16 protein-coding genes are annotated in these 19,145 nt (G+C 48.8%); 14 read left to right on the top strand and 2 right to left on the bottom strand.

All coding sequences use genetic code 11. From position 1 onward, the window contains the following. The first annotated feature begins 119 nt into the window (after positions 1-119). The 14 genes from purE (at position 120) to ilvA (ending at position 17,339) form a co-directional block, all read left to right on the top strand. The gene (gene purE / locus MHI51_RS03440; protein ID WP_036680920.1) at positions 120-605 is read left to right on the top strand and encodes a 5-(carboxyamino)imidazole ribonucleotide mutase; all 486 of its coding nucleotides are present in this window, start codon (positions 120-122) and stop codon (positions 603-605) included. After that, positions 602-1,834 carry a 5-(carboxyamino)imidazole ribonucleotide synthase gene (gene purK, locus MHI51_RS03445; protein ID WP_405173581.1) on the top strand — a complete coding sequence of 411 codons (1,233 nt, stop codon included), beginning with the start codon at positions 602-604 and terminating at the stop codon, positions 1,832-1,834. Before purE ends, purK begins: the two co-directional genes overlap by 4 nt. A 5-nt stretch (positions 1,835-1,839) precedes the next feature. After that, positions 1,840-3,135 (top strand): adenylosuccinate lyase, encoded by a 1,296-nt coding sequence (purB, locus tag MHI51_RS03450; RefSeq protein ID WP_036680917.1) that lies wholly within the window; start codon positions 1,840-1,842, stop codon positions 3,133-3,135. A gap of 276 nt (positions 3,136-3,411) precedes the next feature. Continuing rightward, on the top strand, positions 3,412-4,302 hold the full coding sequence (locus tag MHI51_RS03455; protein ID WP_076279486.1) for a phosphoribosylaminoimidazolesuccinocarboxamide synthase: 891 nt from the start codon (positions 3,412-3,414) through the stop codon (positions 4,300-4,302). A gap of 124 nt (positions 4,303-4,426) precedes the next feature. Next, complete coding sequence (purS, locus tag MHI51_RS03460) at positions 4,427-4,672, top strand: phosphoribosylformylglycinamidine synthase subunit PurS (RefSeq protein WP_036680912.1); 246 nt, start codon at positions 4,427-4,429, stop codon at positions 4,670-4,672. 5 nt (positions 4,673-4,677) lie between these two features. Further along, positions 4,678-5,367 (top strand): phosphoribosylformylglycinamidine synthase subunit PurQ, encoded by a 690-nt coding sequence (gene purQ, locus MHI51_RS03465; RefSeq protein WP_036680909.1) that lies wholly within the window; start codon positions 4,678-4,680, stop codon positions 5,365-5,367. Continuing rightward, a complete protein-coding gene (purL, locus tag MHI51_RS03470; RefSeq protein ID WP_038568661.1) occupies positions 5,345-7,591 on the top strand; it encodes a phosphoribosylformylglycinamidine synthase subunit PurL in 2,247 nt (748 codons plus the stop codon). Before purQ ends, purL begins: the two co-directional genes overlap by 23 nt. Then, positions 7,576-9,072: an amidophosphoribosyltransferase gene (purF, locus tag MHI51_RS03475; RefSeq protein WP_036680905.1), complete on the top strand. Its 1,497-nt coding sequence runs from the start codon at positions 7,576-7,578 to the stop codon at positions 9,070-9,072. Before purL ends, purF begins: the two co-directional genes overlap by 16 nt. A gap of 562 nt (positions 9,073-9,634) precedes the next feature. Beyond that, entirely contained in the window at positions 9,635-10,675 is a 1,041-nt protein-coding gene (gene purM, locus MHI51_RS03480) for a phosphoribosylformylglycinamidine cyclo-ligase (RefSeq protein ID WP_341001124.1), read from the top strand. Continuing rightward, positions 10,675-11,292: a phosphoribosylglycinamide formyltransferase gene (gene purN, locus MHI51_RS03485; RefSeq protein WP_341001126.1), complete on the top strand. Its 618-nt coding sequence runs from the start codon at positions 10,675-10,677 to the stop codon at positions 11,290-11,292. Before purM ends, purN begins: the two co-directional genes overlap by 1 nt. Positions 11,293-11,498: 206 nt before the next feature. Further along, positions 11,499-13,046 (top strand): bifunctional phosphoribosylaminoimidazolecarboxamide formyltransferase/IMP cyclohydrolase, encoded by a 1,548-nt coding sequence (gene purH / locus MHI51_RS03490; protein ID WP_076279485.1) that lies wholly within the window; start codon positions 11,499-11,501, stop codon positions 13,044-13,046. A gap of 23 nt (positions 13,047-13,069) precedes the next feature. Further along, entirely contained in the window at positions 13,070-14,335 is a 1,266-nt protein-coding gene (gene purD, locus MHI51_RS03495; protein WP_076220676.1) for a phosphoribosylamine--glycine ligase, read from the top strand. 287 nt (positions 14,336-14,622) lie between these two features. After that, a complete protein-coding gene (locus tag MHI51_RS03500) occupies positions 14,623-15,918 on the top strand; it encodes an SEC-C metal-binding domain-containing protein (protein WP_076128473.1) in 1,296 nt (431 codons plus the stop codon). 158 nt (positions 15,919-16,076) lie between these two features. After that, on the top strand, positions 16,077-17,339 hold the full coding sequence (gene ilvA / locus MHI51_RS03505) for a threonine ammonia-lyase IlvA (protein ID WP_076104158.1): 1,263 nt from the start codon (positions 16,077-16,079) through the stop codon (positions 17,337-17,339). Between the two features lie 87 nt (positions 17,340-17,426). Here ilvA and MHI51_RS03510 read toward each other — a convergent pair whose 3' ends face one another. Further along, on the bottom strand, positions 17,427-18,365 hold the full coding sequence (locus MHI51_RS03510; RefSeq protein ID WP_405173582.1) for a hypothetical protein: 939 nt from the start codon (positions 18,363-18,365) through the stop codon (positions 17,427-17,429). A 50-nt stretch (positions 18,366-18,415) separates the two neighbouring features. After that, positions 18,416-19,078, bottom strand: coding sequence for a DUF1129 family protein (locus tag MHI51_RS03515; protein WP_405173583.1), 663 nt, complete (start codon positions 19,076-19,078; stop codon positions 18,416-18,418). Positions 19,079-19,145: the final 67 nt, after the last annotated feature.

The raw sequence follows: 19,145 nt of genomic DNA on the forward strand, positions 1-19,145 counted from the left end.
AACCTTATATTATTAAGGAAAACGATAGTCATCCCTGAAGGACGAGAATGTAGTCTCTGCTTGTTCGGATTTACAAGATAAAGATATCTCATACTAGTGATTGGAAGGTAGGTCGAATCATGTCTGTGCAGGTAGCTGTCATCATGGGTAGTAAGTCGGATTGGGATACGATGGAGCACGCTTGTGGGGTGCTGGAAGAGCTGGGTTTGTCTTATGAGAAGAAGGTAGTATCCGCGCACCGTACACCGGACTTGATGTTCCGCTATGCGGAGGAAGCCGCTGGCCGCGGTATTCGTGTGATTATTGCAGGAGCAGGCGGCGCCGCACATTTGCCGGGTATGGTGGCTGCAAAGACGATCCTGCCAGTGATTGGAGTGCCCGTGCAGTCGAAAGCACTTAATGGGCTGGATTCGCTGCTCTCTATCGTGCAGATGCCTGGAGGCATACCGGTAGCAACGGTAGCTATTGGTAAGGCAGGCGCTGTAAATGCAGGCCTGCTGGCCGCACAGATCATCGGAGCGTTCGACCCTGAAGTGCAGCAGCGTGTGCAGCTGCGTCGGGATGCGATCCGCGATGAAGTATTGGAAAGCAGCGACAGCTTATGAGGCCGGAGGAGCTGAAGCTGCAGGAGGCTGGCGGCGCAGCTTCGCCAGCTGCACAAGCGTCCGGTGCGGACACCGTCCGGACGCTGCTGCCCGGCTCGACCGTCGGCGTGCTCGGCGGCGGGCAGCTCGGGCGCATGATGGCGCTGGCCGGCAGCGCCATGGGGTACCGCTTCGTGGCGCTGGATCCTGCGCCGGATGCGCCTAGCGGTCAAGTTACGCCGCAGATTACGGCGGCGTATAACGACCGGGACGCGGCGCGGGAGCTGGCCCGCCGCTCGGACGTCATCACGTACGAGTTCGAGAACGTCGACGCGGGCGTAGCAGCGCTGCTGGCGGAAGAATCGTACGTGCCGCAGGGCAGCGAGTTGCTGTATACCACGCAGCATCGGCTGCGCGAAAAAGCCGCCATCGAGGCGGCGGGCGTTCCGGTCGCCCCGTACCGGAAGGTGGACAGCCTTGCGGAGCTAAAAGAGGCGGCGGCTGAACTTGGACTACCTTGTGTGCTCAAGACAGCCACAGGCGGTTATGACGGCAAGGGTCAAGCTGTGATTCGTCAGGAAGAAGAGCTGGAAAAAGCTTTCTGGCAGGTTGCACCCGGTGAGGTGATTCCGGAGCTGGTGCTTGAGAAGTTTGTAGCTTTTCAATGCGAAATATCCGTTGTTGCTGCACGTAGTGCATCTGGGGAGGTCAAAAGCTTCCCGCCTTCTGAGAACATTCATGTAAACAATATTTTGCATCTGTCCATTGTGCCTGCAAGAGTGTCAGCGGACATTCAGCGCAGAGCTTGCGAGCTGGCTGAGACTTTAATCGCAGGCCTGAATGCGGTTGGACTGCTTGCCGTGGAAATGTTCGTCACAGCGGACGGTGAATTGTTCGTCAATGAGCTGGCACCAAGACCGCATAATTCCGGCCATTACACCATGGATGCTTGCGTGACCTCACAGTTCGAGCAGCATGTCCGGGCGATTTGTAATCTGCCGCTGGGCGATACAACGCTTTTGACACCTGTAGTTATGGTAAATGTATTAGGTCAGCATTTGGATGGTGCGATTAAAGCGACCTGTACACATGAGGAAAAAGATAATAAGCTGGGTATTGTACCTAAGCTTCATATATATGGCAAGACTGAGAGTAAGACTGGTCGTAAGATGGGTCATATCAATCTGCTGTGCAAGGATACCGGAGACGGCCTATCCTGGGTGGAGCAATCTAAACTTTGGAGGAACTAAAGAATATGATCGAACGTTACAGCAGACCCGAGATGCGGGCCATTTGGACTGAGGAGAATAAATTCAAAGCGTGGCTGGAAGTGGAAATATGCGCTTGTGAAGCATGGGCGGAGCTGGGAGTAATCCCACACGAAGACGCTGCTAAGCTGCGTAAGGATGCTAAATTCGACATCGCACGTATTGATGAAATCGAACAGGAAACACGTCATGACGTAATCGCCTTTACACGTGCGGTTTCCGAAAGCCTTGGCGCAGAACGCAAATGGGTACACTACGGCCTTACGTCCACAGATGTGGTGGATACAGCACTGGGTTACTTGCTGCGTCAAGCGAATGAGATTCTAGAGAAGGATATTATTAACTTTATTGAGATCCTTAAAGATAAAGCTATTGCTTATAAAGATACACCGATGATGGGCCGTACACATGGGGTTCATGCTGAGCCAACTACTTTTGGTCTGAAAATGGCATTGTGGTACGAAGAAATGAAACGTAACCTGGAGCGTTTCCGCCATGCTGCGAACGGTGTGCAATTTGGCAAAATCTCCGGAGCCGTGGGTACGTATGCCAACATCGATCCATTCGTAGAAGAATTTGTCTGCCGTAAGCTGGGTACAAGCCCTGCACCGATCTCGACACAGACTCTACAGCGCGACCGTCACGCTGAATATATGGCAGCTCTTGCTCTGGTAGCAACCTCGCTAGACAAATTCGCTACCGAAATCCGCGCTCTGCAAAAGAGTGAGATTCGCGAAGTAGAAGAAGCTTTTGCCAAAGGTCAAAAGGGTTCATCTGCTATGCCGCATAAACGGAATCCTATTGGCTGCGAGAATATTTCCGGTCTATCCCGCGTGATTCGCGGACATATGGTTACAGCTTACGAGAACGTGCCGCTCTGGCATGAACGCGATATCTCGCACTCTTCAGTGGAGCGTATCATCCTTCCGGATGCAACAATGCTGTTGAACTACATGCTGAACCGTTTCGGAAACATCGTGAAGAACCTGACTGTATTCCCAGAGAATATGAAGCGTAACATGAACCGTACCTTCGGCGTTCCTTTCTCTGGCCGGATCTTAACCAAGCTGATTGATAAAGGCTTCAGCCGCGAGCAAGCGTACGATACCGTTCAACCACGTGCGATGCAAGCTTGGGAAGAGCAAAAGCAGTTCCGTGATATCGTGGAAGCTACACCTGAAATCACTAATGTCCTCACCCCAGAAGAGATTGAAGATGCATTTAACCCTTCTTGGCACCTTAAGCATGTGGATACCATCTTCCGCAAGCTAGAACTTATCTAAGAAAAGATAAGTTAGTGGTGAACTAAGGAGCTAGGAATAGTACGAGCGGTTAAGGTTGTGCAGAATTGAAATGCAACTGGTCGATAAGGAACGGAGAGAAATTTTGGAACTGTAGAAGCGTTAGCGTTCGCCTTTATCCTCGGATTTCTACCGCAGCAGCGGTTCAATCAGGAAATCTGAGGATAACAGCGATCGGAAGTCCAAACATTCCTCGGAGTTACGCCTTTGAGACCAGATAGTTATTAGGGAGATCATTAGTTCAAGGGAGGAAAGGTCATGACATCATCGGCCGTATCCACAGCCGTGGAACTCATCAATGCGCCGCTGCTCTACAAAGGGAAGGTTCGTGAGCTATACGATTTAGGGGAAAATGTACTGATCGTAGTTACAGATCGGATATCTGCTTTTGACTATGTGCTGGACCCGGCAGTCCCTGAAAAGGGCAATGTGCTTAACCGTCTGAGCGCGTTCTGGTTCGGACAGACTAAAGAGCTGATGGAGAATCATGTCGTTCATATCGATGTGGATCTGCTCGGCGACGTAGTTAAGGACAAAGAGGCTCTCAGAAACCGTGTCATGGTGGTACGTAAAGCTGAGCGTATTGATATCGAATGCGTAGTGCGTGGATGCATCACTGGCGGCGGCTGGAGACAGTATCAAGAAACCGGCAAGGTAAATGGTATTGAACTTCCTGCTAACCTCCGCAAAAACGCGCTGCTGGCAGAACCGATTTTTACTCCTGCGGCTAAAAATGATGTAGGTCACGATGAGGATATTCCGTTTGAGAAAATGCAGGAATTAATCGGAGCTGATCTGGCGCTTGAGCTGCAGGAAAAGAGCTTAAAGCTGTTCGCTTTTGCTAGAGAGTATTGTGCTGAGCGTGGGATCATTCTTGCGGACTGCAAATTCGAATTCGGCTTGTTGGACGGTAAGGTGATTCTGATCGATGAGATTTTTACACCGGATGCTTCCCGCTTCTGGGCTAAGGATAAATACGCGCTTGATATTGAAATTGATAGTATGGATAAAGAGCCTGTTCGTACGTATCTATCTGCATCTTCCTGGGACAAGAATAGTAAACCTGATCCGCTCCCACTGGAAGTAGTAGAAGAAACTACACGGCGTTATCTGGACATTTATCATCGTCTTACTGGCAAGTCTTTATAGTTCAACATAGTGTGTGCACTCATGGGAATAAATTCAGTATATATTTTTGAAGCTAAATGTACTCATTGTAGAATTTCAGTTTCAGAGGGTATGCTCATTAAAATTTAGGAGGAACTACAAGCATATGTTAAAAGCGACGGTATATGTCACCATAAAGAAAAGCGTTCTTGATCCACAAGGGGTAGCAGTACAAGGAGCACTTCATTCGGTAGGCTTCCAAGAAGTTGAAAGCTTGCGTATCGGGAAATATATGGAGCTGACTTTGGATACGGATAACCGTGCTGAAGCGGAAGTTCGTCTCAAGGAAATGTGCGAAAAGCTACTTGCCAACACGGTGATCGAGGATTACCGCTACGAATTGGAGGACTAAACGACATGAAATTTGCTGTACTTGTCTTCCCAGGCTCCAACTGTGATATTGATTGCTACAAGGCGGTAGAGGACAGTCTCGGCGAACCAGTCGATTATGTGTGGCATACAGCGACGGATTTGTCGGCGTATGATTGCATTTTGGTTCCAGGCGGATTCTCATATGGTGATTACCTGCGCTGTGGCGCGATTTCGAGATTTGCTCCTGTTATGGCGGAAGTTGCTAAAGCAGCAGAGCAAGGGAAATATGTGCTAGGCATTTGCAATGGGTTCCAAATTCTTACTGAGGCTGGTTTGCTGCCAGGTGCGCTTCGCCGCAACATGTCGATGAAGTTCCGCTGTCACGATACAGTGCTTAAGGTTGTTAATAATGAAACCCCATTTACTATTGACTATGCTAAAGATGAAGAAATCATCATCCCAATCGCACACGGTGAAGGAAACTACTACTGTGATGACGAGACTTTGGCAGAGCTGAAAGCTAACAATCAGATCGTGTTTACCTATAGCGATAATCCTAACGGCTCCGTAGCCGATATTGCGGGTGTTAGTAACGTACAAGGGAATGTGGTTGGCATGATGCCTCACCCTGAGCGCGCGGCTAATAGTTTACTTGGTTCAGAAGACGGCAAAAGAATGTTTACATCCATACTGAAGACTTGGAGGGATCGTCATGACGCAGCAAGTATCCGTTAAGGAACCGACCGCAGAACAGATTGCGGAGCAGAAAATTTACAGCCAGTTCGGTGTGTCGGACAGCGAATATGAGCTGATCAAGTCTTTTATGGGACGTTTGCCGAACTACACTGAAATCGGCGTATTCAGCGTAATGTGGTCCGAGCACTGTGCCTATAAGAACTCCAAACCCCTCCTGAAACGTTTCCCAATTTCCGGACCACGTGTCCTGATGGGACCTGGCGAGGGCGCAGGGATTGTAGATATCGGTGACAACCAAGCGGTTGTTTTCAAAATCGAAAGTCATAACCACCCTTCAGCGGTAGAACCTTTCCAAGGTGCGGCAACGGGTGTCGGCGGGATTATCCGTGATATTTTCTCCATGGGCTCCAGACCTATCGCAATCCTCAATTCACTACGTTTCGGGAAGCTGGAAAGTGATCGAGTGAAGTATTTGTTCGAGCATGTTGTGTCTGGTATTGCCGGTTATGGTAACTGTATCGGGATTCCAACGGTTGGCGGCGAAATCATGTTCGATGATAGCTATGACGGTAACCCGCTTGTTAACGCAATGTGTGTGGGTCTGATCGATCATGACAAAATCCAACGTGGTGTAGCTAAGGGTGTTGGCAACCCAGTCTTCTATGTAGGTCCTCCTACAGGACGTGATGGAATTCATGGTGCTACTTTTGCATCGGTAGAGCTTAGTGAGGAATCAGAAGCTAAACGTACCGCAGTACAAGTCGGCGATCCATTTATGGAAAAGCTCGTTATGGAATCTTGTCTAGAACTGATCGACAGCGGCATCGTTATCGGGATTCAGGATATGGGTGCAGCTGGCCTTACATGCTCTAGTGCGGAGATGGCAAGTAAAGCAGGCAATGGTCTGGAGCTGTATCTTGATCAGGTGCCACAACGTGAAGAGGGCATGACGCCTTACGAAATGATGCTTTCAGAATCACAAGAACGGATGTTGTTCGTCGTTGAGCCGAAGGATGAGGCCCAGGCACAAGAGATTTTTGACCGCTGGGGTGTTATCTGCTGTAAAGTCGGTAAAGTTACGGATGATGGCCGCTTGAAATTGTATCATCACGGCGAGGTTGTTGGTGACATGCCAGTAACGGCGCTCGTGGATGAGTGCCCAGTATATAACAAACCTTCTGAGGTTCCTGCTTATTATATTGCGAATGAAAAGGTAGATACCCTTCGTTACGAGGAAGTTACGGATCTGGGCGGTGCATTGCGTACAGTACTTGGATCACCAACCGTAGCAAGTAAAGCATGGGTATACAATCAATACGATTACATGGTGCGGACGAGCACAGCTGTACGCCCTGGATCTGACGCGGCTGTAGTTACCATTCATGGTACTCGTAAAGGACTTGCGATGACTACAGACTGTAATGGCCGTTATGTTCATCTTGATCCTGAAGTGGGCGGACGTATTGCAGTCAGCGAAGCGGCACGTAACATCGTTTGTTCCGGTGCTGAACCGCTGGCTATAACGGATAATCTGAACTTTGGAAATCCTGAGAAGCCTGATGTGTTCTGGCAAATGGAGCGTGCGGTTGATGGTATGGCTGAAGCATGTCGTGTGCTGGATACTCCGGTGATCGGTGGTAATGTCAGTCTTTATAACGAAAATACTACGGGTTCCATCTATCCAACGCCGGTTGTCGGCATGGTTGGTTTAGTAGCGGACACGGATCATATTACGACTCAAGGGTTCAAGCAAGAAGGCGATTCCATTCTTCTGCTGGGAGTGACCAAGGCTGAGCTGGGCGGCAGTGAATTCCAATATGCTGTTCATGGTGTGACCGAAGGTCGTCCTCCGGCTTTGGATTTGGCTACTGAGAAAAAACTGCTGAACGCAGTCCTTACCTCAATTCGTGGCGGTCTGGTGCGTTCCGCACATGACTTGTCCGAAGGTGGACTTGCCGTAGCGCTTGCAGAGAGCTGTATCAGCGGCGGAATCGGAGCGAACGTTGAACTTTCAGCTAACGGTCTTAGATCTGATGTAGCATTGTTTAGCGAAAGCCAATCACGCATTGTGCTGACAGCCGCTCCTGAACGTGCGGAAGAGCTGAAAGCAGCGATTGCAGCCAGCGGTGTTCCCGTGGAGATCATCGGAACTGTAGGTGGAGACAGACTGCGCGTAAATCTGGACGGTGTGTCCGCACTAGATGAAGCTGTAGCAGAATTGAAATTCGTTTGGGAGGATGCTATTCCATGTCTTATGAAATAAAGACCGGGAAAGAGCAGGAGACTCCTATCCTGTGGACTGGTGACTTTTACAATGAAGGAACGGGCTCGGGAGATATTTTTGACACATTAAAAGAAGAATGCGGCGTTTTCGGGGTCTTCGGACACCCGGAAGCGGCGTCCATGTCTTATTACGGCTTACACGCCTTACAACACCGTGGAGAAGAAAGTGCGGGAATCTGCGTAGCAGACGGTCGCGATTTCAACTATCACCGCGGGATGGGGTTAGTAAAAGAAGTATTCGACAAGGACAAAATTGCCTCATTGGTTGGAGACATGTCCATTGGGCATGTACGTTATTCCACTAGTGGAGACAGCCGTTTAACCAATGCGCAGCCACTGGTATTTAAATATCGTGACGGCGATTTGGCAATTGCTACGAACGGCAACATAGTAAATGAACCGTTGATCCGCAAACAGCTGGAGCAAAGCGGATCGATCTTTCAAACTACGAGTGATACAGAAGTGCTGGCGCATCTGATTGCCCGTTCGCCAAAGGATTTTGTTGAGGCGGCAAAAGATGCGCTGCAGCAGCTCGTTGGCGGGTTTGCTTTTCTGCTTATGACAAATGATAAGTTAATTGTCGCTTCAGATTCCCATGGCTTGCGTCCGCTAGTGATGGGACGGATTGGTGAAGCGTATATTTTTGCTTCCGAGTCCTGCGCATTAGAGGTCATTGGGGCACAGCTGGTTCGTGATATTGAGCCGGGCGAACTGCTAGTCCTCGACAAAAACGGTCTCTTGGAGGACCGTTTTACCGAACCCAAACGTAAAGCGCTGTGCGCGATGGAGTATATTTACTTCTCACGCCCAGACAGTGATATGAACGGCTCTAACCTGCACTCCGCCCGTAAGCGGATGGGTAGCCGCATGGCACTGGAAGCTTTTGTCGATGCTGATCTCGTAACCGGTGTGCCGGATTCCAGTATTTCAGCAGCCATCGGGTATGCCGAGCAAACGGGAATTCCTTATGAGCTTGGGCTCATTAAGAATAAGTACACTGGACGGACCTTCATCCAGCCGAGCCAAGAACTGCGTGAGCAAGGTGTGAAGATGAAGCTGAGCGCCGTGCGCAGTGTAGTTGATGGCAAACGTGTCGTTATGATCGATGATTCCATCGTTCGTGGCACGACCTCACGCCGAATCGTCAATCTGCTTCGGGAAGCGGGAGCTGTTGAAGTGCATGTGCGGATTACTTCGCCACCGTTCAAGAATCCTTGCTTCTACGGCATTGATACACCAGACCGCCGCGACCTCATCGCGTCCTACAAGACCATTGAGGAAATGTGCGAAGAGATCAACGCCGATTCCTTGGCATTTTTGTCGCCGGAAGGCTTAATCTCTTCCATTGGTGGACACAACAAAGACGACTACAAAGGCGGACTTTGCCTTTCTTGCTTTGATAATGATTACCCGACGCAGGTGGATTTTGGCGGGGCAGAGAAAGATGGCTGCTCGTGTTGACATCCCCCTAAGTCCCCCTTTCAAAGGGGGATTCCGAAGGGCTCTGCCCTCCGGCCACCCGAAAGCTCGGCGGTAGGAATTGGGTTATAACTTGCTAAGAAGACTTGGGTACGAGTGCTCGCTTTGTCCCTGTGTGCTGCGCACGGACGGGACACGCTTTACGGCGCTCCGCCCCCCGGCTGCATCCGCCGCCGGGACTGGCTCGCCAAGCTTCCCTCTGTTTGCTTCGCAAATACGAGGGCCGCTTGTCTCGCTTAAGGAGGTGCATGGCGCAGCTCATGCACCGAGGTCTTGAGGTCCGTGTGCAAGGCGCGCACTGCGGCTTGCAGTAGGGACAAACCGGTGGTTGGAGGGAGTTATGGAGAGGAAGTTTGGAACTGTAGAAGCGTAGCGTTCGCCTTTATGGTTGGATTTCTACCGCGAAGAGCGGTTCGAATCAGGAAATCCAACCATAACAGCGATCGGAAGTCCAAACATTCCTCGCAATAACTCCCCTACAACCACCCAAAAGCCGAATGCGCCCAAACGCGCTCTAAACTATTAAAAGATGAGGTGTCCAATAGTGTCGGAAGCTTATAAAAACGCCGGAGTGGATATTGCGGCTGGTAATGAAGCGGTAGAACGCATGAAAAAGCACGTAAAACGTACTTACCGTCCAGAAGTAATGACGGATCTTGGTGGGTTCGGAGCGCTGTTTGGCCTCAATAAAGATAAATATGAAGAGCCAGTGCTTGTATCGGGAACCGATGGTGTAGGCACAAAGCTCAAAATCGCGTTCGCGGCGGATCGCCATGATACGATTGGCATCGACGCTGTAGCTATGTGCGTGAACGACATTGTAGTGCAAGGTGCAGAGCCACTCTTTTTCCTCGACTATCTGGCTTGCGACAAAGTGGTGCCGGAGAAAATTGAGGCTATCGTAGCCGGAATCGCTGAAGGCTGTCACCAAGCGGGTTGTGCACTGATTGGCGGTGAAACGGCTGAGATGCCGGGTATGTATTCAGCAGGTGAATATGATATTGCTGGATTCACAGTGGGCGTAGCTGACAAAGCGAAGCTGGTAACAGGCGCTAACATCGCTGCTGGAGACACAGTGATTGGTCTGGCTTCCAGTGGTGTGCACAGCAATGGCTTCTCGCTGGTGCGCAAGCTTTTGCTTGAGCAAGAGGGTTATGGCCTGAATGATGTGCTTCCTGAGCTTGGCGCTCCGCTCGCGGATGTACTCCTTGCACCAACTAAGATTTATGTGAAGCCTTTGCTGGCACTGCTGGAGCAGCTTCCGGTAAAAGGTATGGCTCACATTACGGGTGGCGGATTCATCGAGAATATCCCACGCGTATTGCCTGATAATGTAGATGTGGAGATCAATTACGGATCGTGGCCGATTCTGCCAATCTTCAGGTTGATGCAGAACAAAGGTAACGTAAGCAACCGTGATATGTTCACTACTTTTAATATGGGAATTGGTCTTGTTCTGGTAGTTAGCGCTGCTGATGGAGAACGCGCTCTTGAACTGCTTAAAGCTAGCGGAGAAGAGGCGTATATCATTGGGAAAGTAACAGAAGGGGAACGCAAAGTAACCTTTACTGGAGCTGAAGTGTGATGCAATCAAGTCGAATCGCTGTTTTTGCTTCGGGGCAGGGCAGCAATTTTGCAGCACTGATCGAGGCACAGAAAGCAGGTTTGCTTGGAGACGGCAGGATTGAATTGCTTGTCTCGGACAAGCCGGAAGCGCCTGTAGCACAACGTGCGGAGGATGCGGGAATTCCCGCCCTCCTGCTGCGGCCAAAAGACTTCGCCAGCCGTGAACTCTACGAAACAGAGATTGTAGCAGAGCTTCAGCGGCGGGAAATCGGGCTGGTTGTGTTGGCAGGGTATATGCGCCTCATTACACCAGTGCTTTTAACGCCGTATGCGGGTCGGATTATTAACATTCACCCATCGCTGCTGCCTGCTTTTGCTGGAAAGGATGCGATCGGACAAGCGCTGGATTATGGCGTGAAGCTGACGGGAGTCACTGTGCATTTTGTCGATGGAGGTATGGATACCGGGCCGGTTATTGCTCAGCGTAGCGTAGTTGTGTTGGATAACGACACGGCAGATTCATTGGCGGAACGGATTCATAAGGTTGAGTATGAGTTGTATCCTGAAGTGGTTGGCGCTTTTGCCAGCGGGAAAGTGGAACTGAGTGGAAGAAAGACGATTATCCGCGAAAAGTAAGCCACACTGTAGCCATTCGAAGTTTTGGATCGACATTTGGTGACAGGCGGAGAGATTTTAGGGTATTTCTCGGGAAATATTGCATAAGCGGCATTATGTGTCGTGTAGTAGGTAATAGAGTCAGATTCTTTCTTATAGTAATTTCCCAAGCTTTTAGATGTCATCACATTAAATCGCACGTACAACCCGAAGGAGGACTATTCAAAGTGAGTATCAAAAGAGCGCTAGTTAGCGTATCGGATAAACAAGGTATCGTGGATTTTTGCCGCGAGTTGTCTGCATTAGGCGTAGAGATTATTTCCACAGGTGGAACAAGCACGCTTTTGGCTAAGGAAGGTGTTCCAGTCATCGGTATTTCCGATGTTACAGGATTCCCGGAAATCATGGATGGACGTGTCAAAACCTTGCACCCGGCTGTACACAGCGGATTGCTAGCGGTTCGTGACAATGAGGAACACACGCGTCAAATGAAAGAGCTTGGTCTGGACTACATTGATCTGGTAGTAGTAAATCTGTATCCGTTCGCGGAAACCATTGCTAAACCGGATGTATCGTATGAAGAAGCCATCGAGAATATCGATATCGGCGGACCGACGATGCTGCGTTCTGCGGCGAAGAATCATGCTTTTGTAAGTGTAGTGGTAGATGCTAACGACTATGCTACAGTGCTTGAAGAGGTTCGCGCAGGTGGAGATACAACGCTGGAAACACGCAAACGTCTTGCGGCAAAAGTGTTCCGTCATACGGCGGCTTACGATGCCTTAATTTCCGATTATTTGGCTAATGTTACTGGCGAACCGCTTCCTGAGCGCTACACCGTGACTTATGAGAAAATTCAGGATCTGCGCTATGGCGAGAATCCGCATCAAAAAGCGGCTTTCTATCGCAAGCCTTTGGCTGCGGGGGATACTCTTACAGCAGCTGAGCAATTGCATGGCAAAGAATTATCCTACAACAATATCAACGATGCTAACGCAGCGCTGCAAATCGTGAAAGAATTTGAGGAACCTGCTGTCGTAGCCATTAAACATATGAATCCTTGTGGTGTAGGTGTCGGTGAAAGTGTATACGAAGCTTATCAAAAAGCTTACAACGCAGACCCAACCTCTATCTTTGGCGGAATTGTAGCCGCTAACCGGATTATCGATGCAGACACTGCTAATCTGCTGAAAGAGATTTTCCTCGAAATCGTATTGGCGCCAGGGTTTACGGATGAAGCACTGGAAATCCTTACGAAGAAAAAGAACCTGCGTTTGCTCAAAATCGGCAATCTTAGCACGGCTAGCGCGCGTAAGAGCAGCTTCGTAGTCACCTCTATTGATGGAGGAATGGTTGTACAGGAGAGCGATGTGCATTCTGTGAACCCGGATGATCTGCAAGTTGTTACGGACCGTAAGCCAACCGAAGAAGAATTGAAACAGCTGTTGTTCGGCTGGAAGGTAGTTAAGCATGTGAAATCTAATGCGATTGTATTAGCGGCGGATGATATGACAGTTGGCGTAGGTGCAGGGCAAATGAACCGCGTTGGCGCGGCAAAAATTGCGATTGAACAAGCTGGCGAGAAGTCCAAAGGATCAGTCCTTGCCTCTGACGCCTTCTTCCCAATGGGAGATACACTTGAAATGGCAGCTAAAGCAGGTATTACCGCAGTTATTCAGCCAGGCGGCTCCATTAAAGACGAAGAATCGATCAAGGTCGCGAATGAGTATGGAATTGCTATGGTCTTCACAGGCGTCCGTCATTTCAAACACTAGAACGCTGGGAGGATTTTATTCTAATGGATATTTTAGTGGTTGGCGGCGGCGGCCGGGAGCATGCGATTATTTGGAGCCTGTCCCAAAGCCCCAAGGTTGGTAAAATCTATTGCGCACCCGGCAACGCCGGAATCGCGCAGCTAGCAGAATGTGTGCCTATCGGTGTGTTCGAGTTCGATCGTCTGACGGCTTTTGCCAAAGAGAAGGAAGTTGGCCTTGTCGTAATCGGACCGGATGATCCGTTAGCAGGGGGCATTGTGGATGCTTTTGAAGCACAGGCTATTCCAGTGTTTGGTCCACGTAAGAATGCAGCTGAGATCGAAGGCAGCAAAACCTTTATGAAGGATCTTTTGCACAAATATAATATTCCGACAGCAGCCTATGAAAAATTTGATGGCTATGAAGCTGCACTGGCTTACTTACGCGAGCAACCGCTGCCGATCGTAATCAAGGCAGATGGGCTTGCCGCAGGAAAAGGCGTGACCGTTGCCTATTCACGGGAAGAGGCAGAGCAGGCACTAGCTGATATTATGGTAACCAAAGTGTTTGGTGAGGCTGGCGCTCAGGTTGTCATTGAAGAGTTCCTAGCGGGTCAGGAAATGTCGATTTTGGCTTTTGTTGATGGAGAGACAGTTCGTCCGATGGCTGCCGCTCAGGATCATAAGCCCGCTTACGATGGAGATAAAGGTCCTAATACCGGTGGAATGGGCACCTATTCGCCTCTGCCGCATATCGACGAGGCGATTATCCAAGAAGCGATTGAGACCATCATTAAGCCAACAGCAAAGGCTATGGTAGCTGAAGGCCGTTCTTTCAGCGGCGTTTTGTTCGCAGGGCTGATGATTTCTCCAGAAGGTAAACCAAAGACCATCGAATTTAATGCCCGGTTTGGGGATCCGGAGACACAGGTCGTGCTGCCTAGATTGAAGAGCGACTTGTTAGAAATCTTTTTGGCAGTAACCGAGGGTAGACTTGCGGATATCGATATTGAATGGAGCGGCGAAGCAGCGGTGTGCGTGGTTCTCGCTTCTGGAGGATATCCAGGCTCTTATCCTAAGGGAGTGCCGATCGAAGGGCTTGAGGACAGCCAAGGAGGGCTGATCTTCCATGCCGGTACAGCACGGGGGGCAGATGGCAGCTGGGTAACGAACGGCGGACGGGTCTTAGGCGTGGTAGGCCTGGGTGCTACGATTGCCGAAGCTCGTTCAGCAGCCTATGCTAGGGCTGAAGGAATCTCTTTTTCCGGGAAACAGAATCGCAGCGACATCGCTATGAAGGCTCTGGTATAAGGATAAAGCACTGTATCTAGCAATTTTTTGCGCTTTAAGTCCTAAAAAAGGACTGACAAGTGATAGAAGAAGTGCTATAATACTACACGTACGGGGGAAAATGTGCGGATATATACAGATAAGGGCCTTTCCGATCATGGGAAGGCCCTTTTAAATCGGAGTCCTTCAGACTTTGTGCAGTAACCTTATAAAGGATGCCTCGTGCCTGAAAATGTTGATACTTATAGTGCATACTAGCGATACGCTTATGGCGAATGGCTACTCACAGATTTAAGGGGGAATTCGTTTTGAGTAAGATTGGAAGAAATGATATGTGTCCTTGCGGAAGCGGGAAAAAATATAAGAAATGCTGCCTAGGGAAAGAAACTTCTGCAGTGGAATCCATCATGCGACTGGTAACAACGGAAGAATCCGCTGCTACTGTGGCTGTGGCCGAGAAACCAGAAGCGGCAGCAATTCCTGAAGCTAAGCTTACCCTAACTACGCTCAAAAAAAAGGTGTCACGTGATCTGAAATGGGAGCATCCGGCGCATGAGCAATTGGCTCTGCATCTTATTGAGACCATGAGAGACAGCTATGACCGGGAGCTAATCTGGGAAGGTCTGGTTCTATGGAATGGTTATTCCCGTCACATCAAGCCTGCAGTGAAGAAAATGGGCTCCTTCTGCGCGGCTATCGAATTTATCTTGTCTGAGGAATATGGATTCCTTCAAACTCAAGCTGATCTAGCGATCAAACATGAGGTTACTGCACCTACCATCTCCAGAAAAGTTAAAGAGATGCTTAATTATATCGAACAGTACGGCATGGGCGGGGCAGAGGAAGAATTACTTTTGCTCAACGTTTCAGGCACTCCGAAGGATCAGGAACAGGCTTTGCTGCAAAAAGCAATGGAAACTAAAGCTTCCAATCGCCGGATACAGCTAGCAGAAGCGGCATTGGAAGTTTATCCGGACAGTCCGGACGCCTATCTCATTTTGGCTGAGGAAGCCGAGAATGAAGCAGATGCCCGTGCTTATCTGAAAGCAGGGATGGAAGCGGGTGCGCGTGAGCTTGGAGAAGCCTTTTTCACTGAGAACAAAGGACATTTCTGGGGTCTTTACGAGACACGTTCGTACATTCGAATCTGCAAAAGCTACGCTGACTCCTGCTGGTTTAGCGGAAATGCAGAAGAAGCACAAAAGACGCTGGAGCACATTCTAGAATTGAACCCAGAAGATAACACAGGTGCACGTTACCTTCTAACGGCAACGTACCTTTACACTAATAAGCTTAAGAAGACCGAGAAGGTACTGGAGAAGTTCGGCAAGGATGCAGCAGCAACAGTAGCATATGACCGTATGGTTTTAGAATATAAGAAGAACGGGATTACTTCCCAGCTCAAAATGCTTTACCGCGTGGCGAAGAATGTGAACAAGCATGTGCCAGATTATCTGTTAGGTATCAAAAGATTGCCGCATAACCTGCCTGATTTTGTAGGCGTGGGTGACGCTAACGAGGCTATCGAATATGTTATTGTACATTCACGTTTGTGGACAAGCTTACCAGACCTGGTGAAGTGGATGCTGAAGCAACAGGACTAGTAGGTTTCATAGCGTAGGGATAGCAAATATTAGTAAGAGACTATAGGGTTCCTTTAGTCTCTTTTTCTTTATCACTGATTAGGATGCTTGAAAAAATGTCCTCGGGAGAGTATGTTACAAGAAGTAGAATAACAGATAGATAGTGAGGCGAGAGGGTTATGAGAGAAGAGGAAGACCGAATCGTAGGAATGGAAGATATTGTGCGGGCTCATCACGTACTGCGTGAAGTCATAATCCGGACACCCCTACAACGTGATGCTGTGCTGTCAGCCAAGTATGATTGTGATGTGTATTTGAAGCGCGAGGATTTGCAGATTGTACGTTCTTTCAAAATCCGCGGAGCTTATAATATGATTCGTAGTTTGTCAGCAGAAGATAGAGCGAAAGGCATTGTCTGTGCGAGTGCGGGCAACCATGCACAAGGCGTAGCCTATTCCTGTAAGGCGCTTGGAATTAAAGGCAAGGTCTATATGCCAAGCACTACGCCTAACCAGAAGGTTAAGCAGGTTCGGCGGTTCGGCGGTGAGTTTGTTGAGGTCATTCTGAAGGGCGATACCTTTGATGACGCTTATGATGAAGCACTGCAAGCTTGTATAGATCATGGGATGACGTTGATCCACCCCTTTGATGAGCCACGAATCATTGCGGGCAACGGCACCATTGCAATGGAAGTGATGGAGAGTCTGGACAACCCTGCAGACTTTATGTTCGTAACCATTGGTGGAGGCGGCCTGGCAGCGGGCATAGCCACCTATGTGAAGACAGTTAGTCCTTCTACCAAGTTGATTGGTGTGGAGCCACTCGGAGCAGCTTCTATGACGGAAGCGATTAAGCTTGGAGAAGTGGTGACTCTAAAGGAAATTAATAAGTTCGTGGACGGAGCGGCTGTAAAACGTGTTGGCGGATTGACGTACGATATTTGCTCCCGTCATCTGGATGACATCGTGATGGTGCCTGAAGGTAAAGCTTGTACCACGATTCTGGAACTATATAACGAGAATGCCATAGTGGTTGAGCCAGCAGGTTCGCTGCCTATCGCAGCGCTTGATCAATATCGTGATCAAATCCGCGGCAAAACAGTTGTCTGTATCATAAGCGGCGGCAACAACGATATTGACCGGATGCAGGAGATCAAAGAGCGTTCATTGATTTACGAAGGCTTAAAACACTATTTCATGGTGAACTTCCCGCAACGTGCAGGTGCGCTGCGTGAGTTCTTGGGCGAAATCCTTGGACCTCACGATGATATTACCCGTTTCGAGTATATCAAGAAGCATGATAAAGAAAATGGTCCCGCGCTTGTTGGCATTGAATTATTGTCAACGGATGCCTACGAACCTCTCATCGAACGGATGCAGCAGAAGGGCGTCGATTATGTAGAGATCAATAAGGATTCTAATCTCTTTAACATCCTTATTTAATTCTCGCATCCACTTCATAATCACGTTAATGAACATAAATAAGCCCGTCCCAATTCAACTCAGGGACGGGCTTTTGTGATTTCTTTATTAGAGAGGTAACGAAGTCTTACGATATTGCTCGACCTCATCGGTCAATTTATAGCTATTGTCTTTCATTAATTTCATGAAGCTATCCAGCTTTTGTAGAAATGGGCTGTTGTCATTATTTTTGGTCAGAATACTGGAATAAGCCTTTTGCGCCTCCAAATCCATTTCCAGATTGTCATAATGGAAGAGAGGAGTGTTATTCTGGCCGTAAAACGTATTATTCACATACATAGTATACAAGGCTTTTACAGCAGAAATTCGGTTTGATTTCGGATGATTTTGAATGAATTGCTCTTGAGATAAAGCTCTGGCTGCTACCTCAGTCCAGGCGATAACTAGCCCATTGTCCTTGGAAGAGGGCAGGTCCGATTCGGTGGCCATAATGGTAATATAAGCGCCGATATCATTGGTGACGTATAGCTTGTACTTGCGGTAAGCCCCATAATCGATCACCGGGAAAAAAGTACCCTCTGCTGTCTCCAGCTTATATCCGCTTTCGCTGGCACTTTTCAGCAGTGTACGTAGCTGGAGATCATCAGTAATAGCGGCAAGAGAAGACATGCTGGCGCCTGCTTTATAAATGGCGGTGAGCTTCCGCTGGACAGTGCTGGTACTGAATTTACTCTCCCAGGCTTGCAGCGCAGCTTTATGCAGATTCTCAAGCTTCAGCGTCATCATTGTTGCACGATACGAACCTACCGCATACATATTGGAGTTCAAATATTTTATGGCTTCGGGTAACTTGTCAGAGGTAGATAAGAGCGGTAACGCAGCTTTATAGACAGCCTCTGCATGATTATTGCTAGCTGCTTGGGTTATTGCCTTAGCGCCTTCCTCAGGAGGGCTGGTAGCACCTTCGGCGTGAATAGCACTGGGCACTATGCCTAGCCCTAAGGCTATAGCTAGAACGGAGTAGAGAATATAATGCTTCTTAATCATGGAAGTTTCCCCCTATCTATCGGATGGAATAAAATTTTCAGCCTAGAACTTTATTTTTTGAAAAATATAAACTTCAGTCCCAACCCCCCAATGATGCACAGAATTAAGCTTACCCACGGGGATATTGTAATGACGGGAAATAACCGATCGAGGAACATGCCGATAAATACAGCAGCTACTGCGATGCCAATATAGATGCCAAGGCTTTTTATATCAAAAGGTTTGGCACTGGGTGCGTCGCTCTCCGACAAGGAGGACATCCATTTCATAATGAGTTCAATCAAGATAATGGAGCCTACTCCCACAGCGAGCAGGGTGAAAAGGCTGATCTGTCCGAACATTCCAGGTGAATTGTCAGTCCATTGGAAGAAGAGTCCACCGATTGCTAATATCCCAAAAAGACAGGTCAGAGCTGCGCAGGGAATCATCAAGTAATAGTTCCATTTACTGCGCACCGGGCGCCCGGGAACACTGTCTATGATTTCTTTAAAATAATCGTGCGGATTCTCGCCAAAAACCTGCTTGGCATTTTTCCCTTTACGTTGTTCCTTCAACAGCAGCTTGGCCGCATCCAGCAAAAGTTCTTCTCCGCGCAGGGGTTCAATTCGACTGGCCCGCACCGCAAGAATCATATCTTCTAAATAGGAGCGATTGAAGGGCGTCAACTGCTCACGCAGGGCGTTATTTTCCTTAATCATATCTTTCACTTTCATAATTTGGATGTAAACCTCCAGTGTTGTTAATCGGTATAGTCTTTAACCTAGAGTATACGTTTGCATG

Source organism: Paenibacillus sp. FSL H8-0260, assembly GCF_045040625.1.
GTDB classification, from domain to species: domain Bacteria; phylum Bacillota; class Bacilli; order Paenibacillales; family Paenibacillaceae; genus Paenibacillus_AQ; species Paenibacillus_AQ odorifer.

Coding starts and splice junctions, on each gene's coding strand:
- purQ (WP_036680909.1), top strand. CDS start 4,678: ATGAAATTTGCTGTACTTGTCTTCCCAGGCTCCAACTGTGATATTGAT.
- MHI51_RS03455 (WP_076279486.1), top strand. CDS start 3,412: ATGACATCATCGGCCGTATCCACAGCCGTGGAACTCATCAATGCGCCG.
- purF (WP_036680905.1), top strand. CDS start 7,576: ATGTCTTATGAAATAAAGACCGGGAAAGAGCAGGAGACTCCTATCCTG.
- purL (WP_038568661.1), top strand. CDS start 5,345: ATGACGCAGCAAGTATCCGTTAAGGAACCGACCGCAGAACAGATTGCG.
- ilvA (WP_076104158.1), top strand. CDS start 16,077: ATGAGAGAAGAGGAAGACCGAATCGTAGGAATGGAAGATATTGTGCGG.
- MHI51_RS03515 (WP_405173583.1), bottom strand. CDS start 19,078: ATGAAAGTGAAAGATATGATTAAGGAAAATAACGCCCTGCGTGAGCAG.
- purN (WP_341001126.1), top strand. CDS start 10,675: ATGCAATCAAGTCGAATCGCTGTTTTTGCTTCGGGGCAGGGCAGCAAT.
- purS (WP_036680912.1), top strand. CDS start 4,427: ATGTTAAAAGCGACGGTATATGTCACCATAAAGAAAAGCGTTCTTGAT.
- purD (WP_076220676.1), top strand. CDS start 13,070: ATGGATATTTTAGTGGTTGGCGGCGGCGGCCGGGAGCATGCGATTATT.
- purK (WP_405173581.1), top strand. CDS start 602: ATGAGGCCGGAGGAGCTGAAGCTGCAGGAGGCTGGCGGCGCAGCTTCG.
- purE (WP_036680920.1), top strand. CDS start 120: ATGTCTGTGCAGGTAGCTGTCATCATGGGTAGTAAGTCGGATTGGGAT.
- MHI51_RS03510 (WP_405173582.1), bottom strand. CDS start 18,365: ATGATTAAGAAGCATTATATTCTCTACTCCGTTCTAGCTATAGCCTTA.
- purB (WP_036680917.1), top strand. CDS start 1,840: ATGATCGAACGTTACAGCAGACCCGAGATGCGGGCCATTTGGACTGAG.